Below are 16,254 nucleotides of genomic sequence, written 5' to 3' on the forward strand. Positions count from 1 at the left end.
GGTGCCTCCGTCGGTCAGCGTTTGCGGGCAGTGATCAGGAGGGTGGTCGGCCACGGGTCGCGGCGCGGGTGACGCAGGTCCAGTGCCGAGGTGATGCGCAGGCCGGTACGCGCGAGGTGTGCGCTCCAGCGACGGGCGTCGAACTCCCATCGGGCGATAGGTAGCCGGGTGTGGTCGGGCATGGTGACGTAGTCCTCGCGCGGACGGTCGTCCGTGGACGGGTGTCTTCCGGCCCGTGCCGGGTGGGGGACCGAGAAGGCCAGGACGCCGCCCGGTTTGAGGCGGCGGGAGATCGCTGCGAGCAGCAGCTCGGGGGCTACGAGGCCGATGGCACCGAAGACGGAGTAGATCGCGTCGAAGGTCTGGCCAGTGGCCTGCAGGTGGTGCAGTGCGTGGCCGGCGGCGAAGGTGGCGCGATCGATGTGGCTGTAGTGGGAGCGGGCGCGGCGTATCTGGAGGCCGACCAGGTCGACACCGGTGACGCGGGCCTGGTGGTGTTTGGCGAGGTGGGCGACGTTGTGGCCGGGGCCGCAGCCCAGCTCCAGGACGCGCTTGCCGCGCAGGTCCGGGCCGAGGATCTTGGCGCCGGGGCCGAGGCCCGGTTGGGTGCTCCATTCCATCCGGGCCGGTGCGGTGAGCGCATGGGCGGGGAAGGCCGCTATGCGCTGGGCTGCGTGGGCGTACCAGGGGGAGATCTGGGCGAGCACCTAGACCTCCAGGAGTTGGACCACGTCGCTCAAGTGGCGGCGGACGACGGGGATGTACGCGGGGTCCCTGGCCGGGTCGTTGATCCAGCGGATGGCCTGCTCCATGAACCACTCCACCGCCCACATCCGGTGCCAGCCCAGGGCCCATGCCTCGGCGGCGAGGCCGCCCCGAGCGGCGAGGGCGTCCTCGTGGCCGCCCGCGACGACGTACTGCTCCAGGAACACGCGCAGCCGGACGGGGCTCGGCGTGTCGGTGGTGCCGTGGTAAGAGGCGAGGTCGATCAGGCCGGGGCCGGTGAAGGCACGGGCGAAGTCGAGGAGGTGCCAGCCGTTTTCCCCGATGTGGACGCTCGTGGGGTGGAACTCGGAGTGGACCCAGCCGAACGGGTCCAGCGTCGCCCCCTGCACTCGAGCATCGGCCGCAGCGGAGATCTTCCCCAGGGCCGTCTCGATGTCGTCGCAGTCCGTCCAGCGGTCGGCCTTCCGCAGCCGTTGGAGGTGATCGAGAGCTCGGCCGGGCAGGGCCGCGAGCCCCACACCGTCGAGGAGGGGCAGGCCGCCCGCCGGACGGGCAGCGTGGAGCATCACGGCGGCGGCGACGCCATCGACGTCGTCGGCATCCCGCACGGGGGTGCCAAGGTCGTCCATGAGCATCCCGAGCCACTTGTCCTGCATGGCAGTGGCGTGGAGCTCGGGGACCGGCAGCCCGATCTGGTGGGCTACCCGCAGGGCCTGGGCCTCGCGGTCGAAGGGCTCCTTGGCGTACTTGAAGACGGCTGTTTCACCGTCGGGGAAGGTGACGCGTTCGACGCCGGACATGCCCCAGACGCGGATCTCGGAACGTTCGGGGATGGGCTTGCCGACGAGGGCACACAGGTCGTCCAGCAGGGCGGCGGTCAGGCTCTGGTCCATGAGGGTGACTCCAGGGGGCTGGTGGGCGCCGGGGCGGGCGAGCGGGTCAGCCCGCCCCGGCGCCGTACGGGGGCGGGGGTTACTCGGCTGCGGTCACGCGGTGGGCGTAGACCTGCTCGATCCAGCCCGCCTTGAAGTCGGCCAGGTCGTCACGGAAGTTCGCCATCGAGGCACCGTAGGGTGCGACGACTCCGCCGGACTGGTCCGGTACGGACTGGCAGCCGTGCACGAGCCGGCCGCCGAGCGCGGCGTGGGCCTTGATGGACTCGATCCGGCGGTGCTCGTTGAACCAGCCGCCGTGGTAGACCTCGTCCAGCATCCCGCCCGTCTCGTCGTCCAGGTCGAAGACGACGGAGGTGGCGGCGGGGAAGAACCAGCACGGGCCGACGTTGGAGATGTGGCCGTCCAGCTCGACCTTGTTGAGCGCCATCAGCGTGGCCGCCTCGCGCAGCATGCGCAGGTGATCGGCGGTGATCTGCGGCAGGCCGAGGCCGGTCAGGTGCTCCTCGCGGAAGAGATGCGAGTAGACCCCGTACGCCGTCGCCAGGACGCGGGCGGCGTCTGACGTGGACTCGCCGTGGTTCTTGATGAAGTCGAGCGCGAGCTGCTCGACTGTGCTCGCGGTCGTCTCGTCCACGTCGAGGAGCTGGGCCTTGACCAGGTCCCAGTCTGCGACGAGCCAGGTGTTGGACTCGAAGCGGAAGAAGTACTCGGCCGGGTCGATGGTGATGCGTCGGCCGTCCACCTGGATGCCGGGCAGGCGGCTCCAGCGCGGGTCGAAGGCGTCGGGCAGCTCGACCGTGATAGTCGCGGTGTCGATGGTGGTCACAGTGTCTCCGTCTCTGATCGTCCGGGGCCGGGGCATGGGAATGCCCGAGCCCGGTAGGGCGTACGGAACTTGGGGGCCGCCCGGCCCGTGAGTGGGCGACTGCTGATAAGTGAACCGCCCGTTACGCAGAGTGGGTACGGTATGACCGAGGCCAAGCGGTATACGCGGTTTACAGCTCCGAGGCGGAGGAGATCGTGCCAGCGCAGACCAACCCCAACTCCCGCCTGCGTGAGGCGATCAGCGCCGCAAGGTGCACGTACGAGGCACTCGCCAAGGACGTGCGCCGCATCGCAGCCGAGAACGGCGACCTGCTCCAGACCAACAAGTCGGCCATCTCCCACTGGGCAAACGGCACCCGAGTCCCCTCCGGTCAGGCGGGCCAGTACCTTGCCGAAGCCCTCTCCCGACGGCTTGGCCGCGTTGTCACCCGAACCGAGATCGGTTTCCACTCACCTGACACGGAATCCCCGCCCGGCAACGACCCCGTCACCACGGTCACCGACCTCGGCCGCGCGGACGTCGAACGCCACCGATTCCTCGCCATCGCGGCCTTCACCACGGCCGGTGTCGCCATGCCGCTCCTGCACGACCACGAAGCCACCTCCAGGATGCTCCGCGCCCGCACCGCCCGTTCCCTCGTCGGTAGTGATGACATCGACGTCGTACGGCAGATCCCGGCGGCCTTCAGCGCCGCCGACGAACGCCTCGGCGGCGGCCACGGCCTGACCACCGTCACCGCCTACCTCGCCGACACCGCCGCACCCATGCTCCGGGGCCGCTTCTCCTCCGAAGCCTTGCGCGAGGCCGCCTTCGGCGCCGTCGCAGAACTCGCCTATCTCGCCGGCTGGAAACACCACGACCTCGGCCACGAGGGCGCCGCCCAGCGTTACTACCAGGTCGGCTACCAGCTCGCCTGCGAAGCCGACCCCCACGGCCACGCCGCTTGGATGATGCGCGCCCTCGCCCACCAGTCCCTCAGCCTCAAACAGCCCCACCACTGCGTCGACCTCGTCGAAGGTGCCCTGTTCCGCGGCCTCGGCCATGTCGACGGCCAGACCGAAGCCCTCCTCCACATCACCCACGCCCGTGCCTACGCGGCCATCGGCGAGAACCCCTCGGCCGCGCGTGCCCTCCTCGCCGCCGAAGACGCCCTCCTGCGCGAGGATGGACCTCAGCCCAGCTTCTCCCGCGTCAGCGGCCCCGCGGCCGGGACCGTCACCAGCCACACGGCCCGCACCCTGACCGACCTCGCCGACCACGTCGGCACCGAGCAACAACACCGCGACGCCCTCACCCGCTGGGACCCGGAGAAGTACAAGCGCGTCCACGCTCTCACCCACGCCGACCTGGGCGATAGCCTCGCCGCCCAGGCCCGCGCCGACGAAGCGGTCGCCGCGTGGACCCAGGCACTCGTCCTCATGGAGGGCATGACCTCCGACCGCACCCTCAAGGCGATCACCTCGATCCGCTCCACCCTCGCGGTCTACCAGCGCCGCCGCGTCCCCGGCGCCGCCGATCTCGCCCGCCGCGCCCGCGAAGCCCTCGCCTAACATGCCCAACAACTGGCCCGATGAAGGGAAATGCTCCGTGGCTCAGCAGACCGACGACCGCTCCCCCGCCCTCAAGCCGGCACTCGAATCGATGACCCTGCTGGTCGCGGCCGTCATCGTCCACGACCAGGCCACCAACAGAGTCGTCCTCCTCCAGCGAAGCGAGAACGCCAAGTTCGCCCAGGGCCTGTGGGACCTCCCCGTCGGCAAGAGCGAACCGGGTGAGCCCATCACCGAGACCGCGGTCCGCGAGCTCTACGAGGAAACCGGCATCACCGTGAAGCCGGAGTCCCTCAAGGTCGCGCACATCATCCACGGCGCCTGGGGCGTCGAAGCCCCCAACGGGTTCCTGACCGTCGTCTTCGCCGCCCACGAGTGGACCGGCGAACCCGAGAACCGCGAACCCCGCAAGCACTCCCAGGTCCGCTGGGTCGCCACCGCTTCTCTGCCTGCGGAGTTCGTCCCCACGACCCGCAGCGCCCTGGTCGCCTTTCTCACGGACGGGGCACAGGTTTCACTCAACGGGTGGCTCTAGATCGAATACAGGGGCATCATGACCGATTCACCTTGGGATTCAGCTCTCCCGCCGATCAAGCCCTTCTACCGCTTCAATGGTGTCGGCGAGCCGATCACTCTTCATCGTGGAGAGATCGGCGGTGTACAGGACACCGACATTGCCGGGGAGGTCAGTCTCCGGTGCTCGCCGGTCCTCGGCGTCGACTGGAACACCATGCCTGATCCGGACGCGCGTCCCCGCACCCAGGACACGGCCACCCTCCGGCTCCAGCGGCCGCATGGGGAAGCCAAGGTGCACGCCTGGGTCCGGAATGTGGATGAGGGGTGGACCAACGGAGCCTCTCTCGGCGACAGCGAAGCTCCCCTTACCCGCCTCGTGGCCCACTGGTTCAACCTTCCGCGGTTCAAAGGTCATCAGTACCTCGCATACGAGATCGACGGTGCGGATGCGCTCTGGTCCGTCGGCCGCTGGTCACACGAGGTCGACGGTTGGAAGATCCTTCTGGACGTCCGGCCGGATCACAAAGAGGTCTGGGACGAACTGCTCAGGACCCGGCTCTACGCGATGACCCACACGATGGAGATCAGCCGCGCCGACGGGCAGCAGTTCACCGCCACCGAAGCGCGCCACGTACTCGTGGCCCTGCACTTCGGCATGTCCTTCTGCCTTGGCCGGTGGGTCGCCCCGCTCCTTCCGGTAGGCATCGGGTCCCACGGGGACGTCGTCTGGGAGGAGTGGGGCGCCCTGCACTGCGATCCTGCCAAGTCGCTGTCCTCGGGCTGGTGGCAGCCATGGGATGCCGAGGCGCTGGCCAGGTTCATGGACGGACTCGTCCCGGCGTTCTCTGACCCAGTCAAGGCCGAGCCACTGCGACTGCAGATCAGCTACGCGGTCACCGCGATCCGGGACCAGGGGTTCGTGGAGCAGCGGGTGATGATCGGCGCCGCTGGGCTGGAACACGCCATGTGGCAGAGGCTCGTCCTGACCGGCGTGCTCACCCGCAGGGAGTACAAGAACACCCGAGTGTGGAAGGCACACACGAAGCTGCGCACAGTCCTCCAGGGGATCAACGTCTCCCTGGACATCGACCGGACGCAGCTGCCCGCCATGGCCCGCTTCATCGACGAAGCTCGACAGCGGAGCGGGGAGCAACTGGACGGGCCGGAAGCCGTGACGAGGATCCGCAACTCGCTCGTGCACCCTGAGGAAGCTCAGGAGACCATCTACGGGATCCCGGGCCTTGTCATGGAGACGTGGCTGCTCACCCGGCACTACCTGTCTCTGCTAGTCCTTGAGTCACTGGGCTACCGGGGGCCTCACCAGAATCTGGCACGGATACACGGCTGGGCCGGCGAGACCGAGGAGACGCCCTGGTCCTGAGTCAGAACCGGCCGGAGGAAAATCCGAGCCCTTCGACAAAGTCGTCGATCCGAGCCAGCGCCTCGTCGCCGTCGACCTCGAGGCCTGGGAATGTCCGCAGGAGTTGGGGGCGGGCACCTGCTGTGGTGGTCAGAGTTCGACGAGGGTGGTCTCGGTGGCCTGGAGGCTGGCCCAGATATCGGTGCCGTCGGCGAGGGCGGCGGCGGCCTGTGGGGGTGATCTCGACGATGAGGTCGGCCGCCTGGTCAGATGTGACCAGGATGCGCAGTCGGGTGCCGACGGTGGTGATTTCGCGGACGGTGCCGGGCGAGACGTTGCAGGGGCTGCCGGTGGGCTGCTCGCGGTGCAGTGACACGGACTCCGGGGCAGTGATCGCGAGTGCTTGGGAAGACCTCGCGACATAGAGATCGTCGACCTTTGACCCTGGCGGATCACTGGCCGCCCCACGAGACTTCAGCCATGTCTTCCTGGGTAGCGATCGATTTCGAGACGGCGAACGAGCACCGCGGCAGCCCGTGCTCCGTCGGCATGACAGCAGTCGATGGACAGGTCGTCACGGACACCTGGACCACACTGATACAGCCGCCCACGGGGCTCGGCCACTTCAACCCGTACAACGTCCGGGTCCACGGCATCACGGCAGGCGATGTAGCGACCGCACCCGGCTGGAAGGCCGCGCTCGCCGAGATCGTCGCGTTCGCCGATGGGCGCCCCCTGATCGCCCACAACGCCGGCTTCGACTTCAGCGTCATCCGGGCCGCCTGCGACGCCGAAGGCATCGCCTGGCCGGAACTCCGGTACACCTGCTCTCAGGTCGTCGCCCGCCGGACCTGGCAGCTGCTGTCCTACGGGCTGCCCCACTGCATGGATGCCGCCGGCCACGTCTTCACCGATCACCACCAGGCGGAAGCCGACTCCCGGGCATCCGCCGAGATCATGCTCGCGGCGATGCGCGAATCGGGCACGACGACGCTCGATGAGCTGCTCGGCAAGCACCAGATCCGCTGGGGTTCTATGACCGCCGACGGCAAGTGGCGCGGCAGCCAGTACCAGGGCTCGGGCCGCCGCGACCGGTTGCCCGTCCCCGGCGCCAACCCCGACGCCGACCCCGAAGGGGCCCTGTACGGACTGACCGTCTGCCTCACCGGCACGCTCACCTCGATGGAGCGGGCCGAGGCCTTCACCCGCCTCGCCGAGGTCGGAGCCCAGCCGACGAAGACCATAACCAAGAAGACGGACCTCCTGGTCTCCGCCACGCAGACCCAGCTGAAGCCGGGAGACACCCTGAGCGGCAAGCTGAAGAGCGCGCAGGCCCTGCTCGATGCCGGCCAGGCCATCGAGGTCGTGGACGAGGACGAGTTCCTCCGCCGCCTCGGGGCCTGACCGGCCCCTGCGGGCGGGCAAGTGCCCAGGTCATCGGGGTCAGATGCGTGAGCGGACGCGATGGGAAGGTGGGGTCTGGAGCGGATCCAGCAGCATGCCGCATCCGTCTGACCAGGCATCTCTGGACTCCGCCGGACGGGGCGATACGGCCCGGCATGATCTTGTCTGGACTTTTAATCCGTTGGTTTTCGGTTCGAGTCCGACGACATGACCAACTACTCATAGGCGAGGGAAACCCCTCTGACCTGGCAATGAGCGCCCATCTGGTTTCGGCCAGATGGGGCGCTCAGTCATTTCCGGGCCCATGCGTGAGCGGACGCTGCGGGATCGAGCTTCATTCAGCGCTACCGCGCGGGCTCGACCGGGATGGAAGGCGCTTCCAGCGCCCCCTCGATGGCCGCTACGGCGTCGGCAAGCAAGAGCGCCTCCACCCCGGGCTCGACATCCACCACCTCGACGCGCTCGTCCACTTGTGAGCCTTCATCAGCCCTTCCCCAAGACGCTACGCACAGTCGTACGGGAATGTCCCATCTTTCGGGCAATCTCAGCTTCACTGAGGCCCGCTGCACTGGCCTTGCGAATCAGATCATCTCGACTGTCGACAGTCTCCTTGTACCGCTCCATGTCACCAAGAGCCGAACGCACATCGGGGCTAAGGGCGTCCACGCCATCTACCGGGCCGGCGAATTCAGATACCGCCGCACAGGAAGGTGATATTCCTCCTACCGGATCAACCCGAATCGAACTTGACCGTACCCAGCCAGAAGAATCCGCCACTCTCACCGGCCCGCGACTGTATTCCCTGCTCACGGCAGAGAGTGTAGGACATGCACTGCCTGTACAAATCCACACATGCACAAGTATGTACAGGAAGTCCCAGCAATCCTCCTCCTGGCGGGTGAAACATTCAGGACAACCCGGGCATCGACTTGCAAAGACGACGACTTCCTGCTGAAAGTCTGCACACCCAAGGGGACCGGCAGGGCAATTAAGGATGTACAAAAATACACAAGCGGCGGAGCCAACTCGACTGGCGATAACTCCGTACGCGAGAGAGGGCACATGGACGAGCCACGCGTAGTTGCCGCTATTGACTTCGGAACACATGGAACCGGGTTCGCCTGGTGTGTAGTCGAAGAAGGCAACGCAGATCCACGCACACGACAGGTCAACTACTGCAACCAGTGGGATGCACAACCGGTTGCTTGCGCCAAGAACCTGTCTGCACTCCTCCTGGATCACCAGGGCGACGTCTTGTCCTGGGGCTTCGAAGCCCGGCGAAACTGGATTACTGGACGCGCCACCGCACAGCATGAGGGCGCCACCTATCATGCCGGTTTCAAGATGCGCCTCGTTCCCGCAGGGAGTGGCCCAAAAGGTGACGAAGGCGAAGGTACCGCCGAGGAAGAAGACGATAGCGTTGCCCTCCGAGCCAAGGAGGTGCGGCGAATCCCCAATGGGGGATTCGCCGGCGACAGCGTGACACCAGGCCTGGTCACAGCCTATCTACGGAAGATCTACCGGCGCGCCCTGGCTCAGATCACGGCAAGCGGCTACGACGAAGACGACATCCGCTGGTGCTTGACCGTGCCGGCCATCTGGAGCGACTACCAGAAGATGGTAATGCGGGATGCCGCAAAGAATGCTGGAATGCCAACCGAGGATGGGAGACTTCTGCTTGCCCTAGAGCCGGAGGCAGCCGCCCATCACGCACGTGTTTGCGGCGTACAGGTGGCTTCCCCGGATGGCGAAACCCCCACAGACCTCATGACACCCGGCGCGCGTTTTATGGTCGTGGATTGCGGCGGTGGAACAGTCGACATTACGGCCTACGAGAATGATCCGTCCGGACGCATGATTGAGATCGGTCGGGCAACTGGCGGGAAACTAGGATCAGATTACCTCAATCGCACATTTGAGGAACAACTCCTAGTATCAAGGTTTGGAAAGTCTGAGATTCTAGAAGATCTCCGACGACACATCCCGGACGCCCTCATGGACCTAACGGACGCCTGGGAGCGTGCGAAACTACACATCCGCGTCGATCAGAGCGAACCTGTATATCTCAACATTCCCGCGGCTATCGACCGACGACTGGGCGTAACGATGCGAAAGCGTCTGGCCCGTCTACAAAATGGAACAAGTGACGCAATCGTCATTACGCCAGACGAAGCTAAAGGACTCTTCGGCAACGTCGTCCCTGACATTCTAGATCTCGTCGAGGAACAGCTTGCCGAGATGGCCAAGAGTCGAACTGTGAAATCCAGGCGTGACGCGGTCCTGCTAGTGGGCGGATTCAGCACCTCTCCCTACCTACAACAGGCCGTCCGCGACCACATGGGCGATCGCGCGGATGTACTCGTACCCCCCGACCCCAATATCGCCGTACTCTTCGGTGCCGTCCATTTCTGTTACGAGCCACACACCCGCGCCCGACGTAGCCGATTCACCTACGGGTGCGACGTCTGCTCGGAGTTCAGAGAAGGTGTCGACCCCGAAGAGAACAAACTGACAACTTCGGAAGGGACTGTTCTCTGCAGGGATCGCTTCTCCGTCTTCGTCAGGGCCGGCGAAACCGTCAACACCGAGGCGGAAGTCACCCACGTCTACTTCCCGATCGAAGGAGACCAGAAAAGTGTCGACTTCGATCTGTACGCCACGGCGGACAGCGATCCCATCTACGTCACCGACTCAAATTGTGACAAGATTGGCTATTTCGAAGTCGACCTGAGTCGAGTCATGCGTTTCGCGCTCTCGGATCGCGGGGTTCAATTGCATATGCGATTTGGTGAGACCGAGGTGAAGGCCAGGGCGGTCGTGATGCAAACAGGCGAAGAAGTGTCTGCCACCGTCCGCTTCCACTCAAATTACTGATCGCAGGGCGAAATGCTGGATAATCAACAACAGTTCCATGAACCCGATTTCAACGACATGGATCCTTGTCTGCAACCTCAACCTGACGCGAGTAGCGTGGTAGATACCGTCCTCCGAATTATCGGAGTTGGAAGTCAGCAGGATCTCTCTGTTCTCCGTGGAGCTCAGGAGGAGGCCGACCTGAGGCTCCTTCTTCTCGAACAACGAGTGGAGAGGATCGAGCAGAGCTGCACCTCGCTGCAACATCGACAAAAGAAGCTAGAAAGCAAGATCGACAACCTGCTGGCGGCCCGAACTCGCGAGCGCCCCGACTTGGCAACGAGTAACCACAGCACGCATCAGGTAATCGCCACCGACTATCGCGCTGTAGTGGAACAACGCATTCAAGGGTTGGCTCGAAGTCAGGTGGCAGGTAGCCGGATGATGGGCCGCTACTCGGACCGTCAGATTATCCCCCGGTTCATCGGCCTGCTGTGCGAGCAGCTTTTTACCCAAGGTGTACTCCTTCAATCACCGCATATCCAGCGAAATCTCGGCCTCGCCTCCGATGCACTGGCGGTTGGACCCATTGATTCCGTCAGGGGGGTCTGCCAAGAGCTCCGCCATCGTTCTCGCCAGGCAGGTTTGGCAGCTGTCTGGGACTTCACCTACACGAGGGGCGTGGCTCTCAACCACGACATGCAAGAACCATGGCCGTCGTGTGATCCACGTGCCCCCGTCCGCTTCGTCGTAGCGCCCGCCTACATGGTTGATGATCGCGTATTTGCCCGCCAATACGTCTACACATCGTCGGACGAGTGGGAGTAGATGGCAATCAACGGTCCAGGCCTCGGACCCGGCGGATATCCCTAGTTCATGGCGCCGAGTCGACGCCGCTCCACCCTCGCGATGCGCAGCCGGCAGGGCATACGACCGGGAAAGCATGGAGCAGAGCAGTGGGCACGGTTTTGCGCTGGTCAGTGCACGTCGCCAGGAAGGACCAGGTCGGGTCCGGGCAGCCGTCATTCGTTCCAGGAGCGGCAGGACTTCTCCCACCGCCTCCCGGAGGTGAGCCACCAGCCCTGGTCCGACTCGCGCCCGCGGGTTCACGGCGGGAGTCAATAGCCGAGGGTCGCCCTGACGATCCGCTGGAAGCGGTGGTCGCCGCGATATCAAGGGCCGGTCAGCGGTAGACGGCTGGACCCACGTCCGCCATCACAAGGTCCGGCAGAACGGACAGCGCGAGGTCTCGCGGGGCCGCATAGGGGCTCTGGGACCGTTCCGCGATGTCTGGCCGCCAGGCGGCCAGACGGTCCAGGGCGGTCCGCAATCCGGACTGGTCACCACGGAGAAGCGCTTCCATGAGCGCCATGATGTCGGCGCGGGCCGTGCCGACCGGGGCAGGGAGAGCTGCCAGCCTCAGCCTAGTCACGAGAGCGTCGCCGTCGGAAGCCGCAGCAGCGGCCAATGCAGCGAGAACAAACCGCGCGGCATCGCTCTCCACGTCCCAGTTCGCCAACAGAGCCGGCATTTCACGGCCGATGGCTCGGCGCGTCATGTAGTCGGCGGCAGGTTCTTCCCAGACGTTGCCGAGGGCAGCAATTCGGTCGGCCAGGGAGGCGGCGGTCGCACGGCCGGTGACGGCGAGACGCAGCAGGTCGCCCAGCAGGACGACCCGTGTTCCTGCTGGAACCCCGGCGTCGCGGATCAGCGCGGCCAGGAACGGAACCGCCTCGACCGTGGCGTCGGTGCAGGTGCCCTGGTGGGCCACGGCATCCGCCAGGTCACCCAAGAACTCGCCCGTGGACCCGTAGGGCTCCCCAAAGGCGAACTCCTCGTCAAGCAGCCAGCCCGCGACATCCGGAGCCTCCTGGGCACCCCCGTACATCCGCTCGGCAACCGCCGCTACTGCCTGGACCACCTCGCTAGGCCGACCGGCTCCGGAGCATGACCATGCGGGTCCCGCGGCAGGCGGTACGGGCTCCACTGGCAACAGGTCGGGCAGCGGCACCTCGGCGGCGGCCCGTTCGTGAAGCAGGCCGACACGGGTGAAGGACTGTTCCAGTGTGACCGCATGTCCCTCAGCGCCTCCCTGTACGAAGCCGCCGTGCGATCGGGCCATGCCCGCGACACGGGTCCGTTCACTCCTGAGGAAGGGGTCCAAGGCGAGGCGGTCATGGCCGGAGTAGACGGCTAGCGAGAACACCTGCCACCATCCCTCCAACTCGGGATCCATCGACGGTTGCCCGTACCAGAAGCTGGACGGATCGAACCGGAAGTGGTTGTGGGCGCGGACCGCGATCAGGCGGTGCTGGAGCTCAGCCAGCGCATCCGCGACCGCTCTGGCGGCAGCCTCCGAGGGCAGGTACGCCCAGTACTGAACACCCCACGCGGGCGGCGATCCGAGAGTCATGGGCTGATCATGCATCACAGCTCCGGTTCGCCCCCGAGCGGTACCGCACCAGACATCAAGGTGCCATCCGGGGCAAGGCGATACGTCGTGCTGCGCATGCGTTGAGCCGCCTCCTCCAGGTCAGCCTGCCGTTGGGCGAGGTCGGGGCCACCCGGGTCGATGAGGCGAAAGCCGTGGAGTCGGAACTCGTCCGGGTCGATGTCGTCAGGTGTCGGCCAGCCTTCCAGGATGAAACCGAAGAATGCGCGGAGCGCCTCTTCGCCCAGTTCGAGCGGGTGGAAGGGCAGCGGATACGGCGCTTCGTCCTCCCACTCCGGGTCCATCTCCACGGGGTGGTCACCGGCCCAGTACGGCGCTTCGAAAGGGAACGGCTCGCCGATATCCTCGATGACTCCGCTGTCGGGCGAGAGGCTCAGCGAGCGGACAAGCCGGCCGTCCTCCCAGACCGCGAATGCGAGCCAGTCCACCACGCTGTGCATCGCATGCAGGACCATCCTGCGTCCGGCACTCGCCGCGACCAGGTGCTCGGGCAGCTGCGACGGACGGTCGATCATCAGGCGCCGGTCGCAGACGATGTCCACGCCCGGGAAGCTCGCGGCGTAGGTGAGTCCGTCGGCGGGATAGGTGCCCTCACCCAGGGTCTCGCCCTCCGCAGCCTCCATGACCCAGCCCGGACACAGCCGCCCGACGAATTCGGTCGTCTCCGCGATGCCAGCTACGGGCACCTGACGCAGGGCGGCCGGGATGTCCCGGTCCGCGTACGCCAGCAGGCCTGTCTTGGCTCCCACGAGCACTCTCCCACCCTCGAATCCATACGGGGATGGACGCTAGCCGTAGCCACTGACAATGCAGGTGGGACCGCAGCACCGGACGAGGGTTTCCCGAGAACGGCGGAACGGTTCGGCGACTGGTCGCGTGCCGTAGCCGTTCGTGCAGGTCAGGGGTGCATCGTCCCTGCACACACCAGGTGCCTTCTAAGCACTTGGTCACAGGCTGCCGTCCGGCGGCGCGCACCACCCCGGGAACGATCATGCGGCGGGCTGTCAGGCGTGGTTGACCGGGAGGACGTCCGGGGAGAGGGCTCCGGCCTGGGCTGAACCGCTCGTCATGCGGCGGCGGTGGTGGCGGCGGCAGAGGACTTCGTAGCCGATCTCACCCGCCGGGCGGTTGACGTCGCCAACGACGACCTGGGCGCCTTCGACCACCATCTCGCCGTCTATCGTGCGGGCGTTGTGGGTGGCGCGGGCTCCGCACCAGCACAGGGCCTCGACCTGGAGCTGCTCGATGCGGTCGGCCAGCTCGATCAGGCGCTGCGAGCCGGGGAACAACTTCGTGCGGAAGTCCGTGGTGATGCCGAAGGCGAAGACGTCCATGTCGAGGTCGTCCACGATGCGCGCCAGTTGATCGATCTGGTCGGGAGCCAGGAACTGTGCCTCGTCGACGATGACGTAGTCGGCCTTGCCGCCCCGGGAGATCTGGTTCACGAGGTACGCGTACAGGTCCATGCCCTCGGTCGCCTCGACGGCCTCCGTCACCAGGCCGAGGCGGGAGGACAGCTTGCCCTCGCCTGCGCGGTCGTCGCGCGTGAAGATCACGCCCTGGAGCCCGCGCGCAGACCGGTTGTGTCCGATCTGGAGCGCCAAAGTACTCTTCCCGCAATCCATGGTGCCGGAGAAAAATACCAATTCGGACATCAGAGGAGGGTGACCTTTCGGGGCAGGCAGACCGTAGGGCAGCGGTGGCTGGCGGCCCCCGCGTGAGATGGCGGATTCCCCAGCGAGTTGGTGCTCTTTCCGCAGTCCATCGTTCCGGAGAAGAACACCAGCTCGGGCATGGGGAGTACGGGGCCTTTCAGAGGGTGGGGAAGGGGGCAAGGGGAGCGCTGCCCGGAGTGTCAGGAGCGGATTTCGAGCAGCGGGACGAGCTGCTCGGCCGGGGTCATGGAGCCGTGCATGCCGGCGAGGGCCGACTCGTTGGGCTCCGCCCGGGAGGCGGTGATCGCCACGTCGGCCTGGGCGGCGGCGATCACGTCGCCGATGCGGCCCAGGACCCGCTCGTCGCATTCGCCCGGTGCGCCGAACCAGCCCAGTTCCAGGGCTTCCGCCCGGCTCGCGACCCAGAAGCGGTCACCGAGGACCTCGCGCCAGACGGTCAGGACGTCGGCCTCGGCGCCCGGTACGGCGTACACGTGCCGGGCCCGGCCCTCGCCGCCCAGCAGGGCCACGCCCGCGCCGAGTTCCCAGTCGTCGTCGTAGTCGATGCGGGAGTCCTCGTCGAAGGGGACGTCCACCATGCCGTGGTCGGCGGTCACGTACAGCGCGGTGCGGGGAGGGAGTTGCTCCGCCAGCCGCTGCACCAGCCGGTCCACGTACATGAGCTGGCCCCGCCAGGCGTCGGAGTCGACGCCGTGCCGGTGGCCGGCCCCGTCGAGCTCGCTGTAGTACGTGTAGACGAGCGAGCGGTCGCCGGCCGCGAGCCGCTCGGCCGCGAGGTCCATGCGCTCCTCGCCGGTCATCCGGCCGAGGAAGGTGCCGCCGCTCAGCGCGACCTTGGTGAGCGGGGTGGTCTGGAAGGCCGGCGAGGACACCTGAGCCGTGGCCACCCCGGCCGCGTCCGCCTGCTGGAAGACGGTCGGGTACGGCTGCCAGGGCTTGGGCGCGGTCCACGGGTGCCAGCGGAGCTGGTTCATCAGTTCGCCGGTGGCCGGGTTGCGCACGGTATAGCCGGGCAGGCCGTGCCGCGCGGGCGGCAGGCCGGTGCCGACGGAGGCCAGCGAGGTGGCGGTGGTCGCCGGGAAGCCCGCGGTGATCGGGCGGCCGGTGCCGCCGCGCGAGGTGGAGAGGAGGGAGGTGAGGTACGGGGCCTCGTCGGGGTGGGCCATGATCTGCTCCCAGCCCATGCCGTCGACCAGGAACACGCAGTTCCGGTCGGCCGGGGTCAGCTCGGCGATCGAGGCCTCGAAGCCGGGTACGCCCTGGCCGGCCACGAGGGTGGGCAGCAGGTCGGCGAGCGAGCCGGTGCCGTAGTGCGGCACCGGGGCGCCGGCCAGGTCCAGCAGCTCCGGCTCGTCCTGCCAGCTCTGCGCGGCGGAGTACGACGCCATCAGCGGGCGGGGGTGGAGGTGGCTGCTGTTGCTTCGGAGAGTGCCTGGGCGAAGACCAGGGTCTGGCGGACCGCCTCGGGGCCGTCGCCGGCCTCGCTGACGCGCAGGCTGAGGTCGTCGGCGGTGGAGTTGCCGGTGTAGCCGTGGTCGGCGTCGCAGTTCTGGTCGCCGCAGGCGGCGGGCTCCAGGTCGATGCGCGAGACCGCGCCCCAGCCGATGGTCAGGACGACCTCGCGGGGCAGGGTGCCGGGGGTGTAGGACTCCGGGTTGGCGACGACGCGGCTGAGCACCACGGAGGAGATGCTGGCCAGCTTGACCGACTCGGTGGAGGTGGTCGCGTACGGGGAGGGGGACCCGGCGTCGGCGGCCTGCTCGTCGGTGTGGCTGACGATGAAGCGGTTGCCGGTCAGGACCAGCACGGTGACGTGCCGGCGCACCTCGTTGGAGTCGAAGGTCGTCTCCTGGTGGACCAGGTACGACGAAATCGGCTCGCCGCCCACCGCGGCCTCCACGGCCTCGGCCACGAGGGCCGGGTAGTAGCCGCTGCGCTCGATCGCCGTGCGCAGCCCCTGGGTCGTCGTACCGGATTTCGCCATGAGGTCCATCC

Annotated in this window: 16 protein-coding genes; 6 read left to right on the plus strand and 10 right to left on the minus strand. The window is 66.9% G+C overall.

What is annotated here, in order from left to right:
• Positions 1 to 14 precede the first annotated feature (14 nt).
• From MTF69_RS07160 to MTF69_RS07170, 3 genes are all read right to left on the minus strand, one after another.
• Positions 15 to 707, minus strand: coding sequence for a bifunctional 2-polyprenyl-6-hydroxyphenol methylase/3-demethylubiquinol 3-O-methyltransferase UbiG (locus MTF69_RS07160; protein ID WP_243331694.1), 693 nt, complete (start codon positions 705 to 707; stop codon positions 15 to 17).
• A complete protein-coding gene (locus MTF69_RS07165) occupies positions 708 to 1,619 on the minus strand; it encodes a phosphotransferase (protein ID WP_243331696.1) in 912 nt (303 codons plus the stop codon).
• A gap of 79 nt (positions 1,620 to 1,698) precedes the next feature.
• A complete protein-coding gene (locus tag MTF69_RS07170; RefSeq protein ID WP_243331698.1) occupies positions 1,699 to 2,448 on the minus strand; it encodes a hypothetical protein in 750 nt (249 codons plus the stop codon).
• A 194-nt stretch (positions 2,449 to 2,642) separates the two neighbouring features.
• Between MTF69_RS07170 and MTF69_RS07175 the strand changes: the two genes are divergently transcribed.
• Genes MTF69_RS07175 through MTF69_RS07185 form a run of 3 tightly spaced genes read left to right on the plus strand, consistent with a single transcriptional unit; the run spans position 2,643 to position 5,895 of the window.
• Entirely contained in the window at positions 2,643 to 3,998 is a 1,356-nt protein-coding gene (locus MTF69_RS07175; protein ID WP_243331700.1) for a tetratricopeptide repeat protein, read from the plus strand.
• Between the two features lies 1 nt (position 3,999).
• Positions 4,000 to 4,533 (plus strand): NUDIX domain-containing protein, encoded by a 534-nt coding sequence (locus tag MTF69_RS07180; RefSeq protein ID WP_243331702.1) that lies wholly within the window; start codon positions 4,000 to 4,002, stop codon positions 4,531 to 4,533.
• A gap of 18 nt (positions 4,534 to 4,551) precedes the next feature.
• On the plus strand, positions 4,552 to 5,895 hold the full coding sequence (locus MTF69_RS07185) for a hypothetical protein (protein WP_243331704.1): 1,344 nt from the start codon (positions 4,552 to 4,554) through the stop codon (positions 5,893 to 5,895).
• Between the two features lies 1 nt (position 5,896).
• Here the strand turns inward: MTF69_RS07185 and MTF69_RS43680 are convergent, their stop codons facing one another.
• Entirely contained in the window at positions 5,897 to 6,250 is a 354-nt protein-coding gene (locus tag MTF69_RS43680; RefSeq protein ID WP_374322332.1) for a hypothetical protein, read from the minus strand.
• Between the two features lie 104 nt (positions 6,251 to 6,354).
• Here MTF69_RS43680 and MTF69_RS07195 point away from each other — a divergent pair, with 104 nt between their 5' ends.
• Positions 6,355 to 7,278 (plus strand): exonuclease domain-containing protein, encoded by a 924-nt coding sequence (locus MTF69_RS07195; protein WP_243331706.1) that lies wholly within the window; start codon positions 6,355 to 6,357, stop codon positions 7,276 to 7,278.
• 344 nt (positions 7,279 to 7,622) lie between these two features.
• Here the strand turns inward: MTF69_RS07195 and MTF69_RS42780 are convergent, their stop codons facing one another.
• Positions 7,623 to 7,748 carry a hypothetical protein gene (locus MTF69_RS42780; RefSeq protein WP_279345466.1) on the minus strand — a complete coding sequence of 42 codons (126 nt, stop codon included), beginning with the start codon at positions 7,746 to 7,748 and terminating at the stop codon, positions 7,623 to 7,625.
• Positions 7,749 to 8,130: 382 nt separating this feature from the next.
• On the opposite strand from MTF69_RS42780, the gene MTF69_RS07200 reads away from it, so the two are divergent.
• Positions 8,131 to 10,152 (plus strand): Hsp70 family protein, encoded by a 2,022-nt coding sequence (locus tag MTF69_RS07200; RefSeq protein ID WP_243331708.1) that lies wholly within the window; start codon positions 8,131 to 8,133, stop codon positions 10,150 to 10,152.
• 12 nt (positions 10,153 to 10,164) lie between these two features.
• Entirely contained in the window at positions 10,165 to 10,959 is a 795-nt protein-coding gene (locus tag MTF69_RS07205; protein WP_243331709.1) for a hypothetical protein, read from the plus strand.
• 355 nt (positions 10,960 to 11,314) lie between these two features.
• Here the strand turns inward: MTF69_RS07205 and MTF69_RS07210 are convergent, their stop codons facing one another.
• From MTF69_RS07210 to MTF69_RS07230, 5 genes are all read right to left on the minus strand, one after another.
• On the minus strand, positions 11,315 to 12,544 hold the full coding sequence (locus MTF69_RS07210; RefSeq protein ID WP_243331711.1) for a hypothetical protein: 1,230 nt from the start codon (positions 12,542 to 12,544) through the stop codon (positions 11,315 to 11,317).
• A 14-nt stretch (positions 12,545 to 12,558) separates the two neighbouring features.
• Positions 12,559 to 13,332, minus strand: a complete 774-nt coding sequence (locus tag MTF69_RS07215; protein ID WP_243331713.1) for a hypothetical protein — start codon at positions 13,330 to 13,332, stop codon at positions 12,559 to 12,561.
• A 255-nt stretch (positions 13,333 to 13,587) separates the two neighbouring features.
• Positions 13,588 to 14,238 (minus strand): thymidine kinase, encoded by a 651-nt coding sequence (locus MTF69_RS07220; RefSeq protein ID WP_243331714.1) that lies wholly within the window; start codon positions 14,236 to 14,238, stop codon positions 13,588 to 13,590.
• A 200-nt stretch (positions 14,239 to 14,438) separates the two neighbouring features.
• Positions 14,439 to 15,647 (minus strand): alkaline phosphatase family protein, encoded by a 1,209-nt coding sequence (locus MTF69_RS07225; protein WP_243331715.1) that lies wholly within the window; start codon positions 15,645 to 15,647, stop codon positions 14,439 to 14,441.
• Complete coding sequence (locus MTF69_RS07230) at positions 15,647 to 16,243, minus strand: DUF5998 family protein (RefSeq protein ID WP_243331716.1); 597 nt, start codon at positions 16,241 to 16,243, stop codon at positions 15,647 to 15,649. The genes MTF69_RS07225 and MTF69_RS07230 overlap by 1 nt, the downstream gene beginning before the upstream one ends.
• Positions 16,244 to 16,254 lie beyond the last annotated feature (11 nt).

The organism is Streptomyces sp. AP-93, assembly GCF_022808175.1.
Lineage (GTDB): Bacteria > Actinomycetota > Actinomycetes > Streptomycetales > Streptomycetaceae > Streptomyces.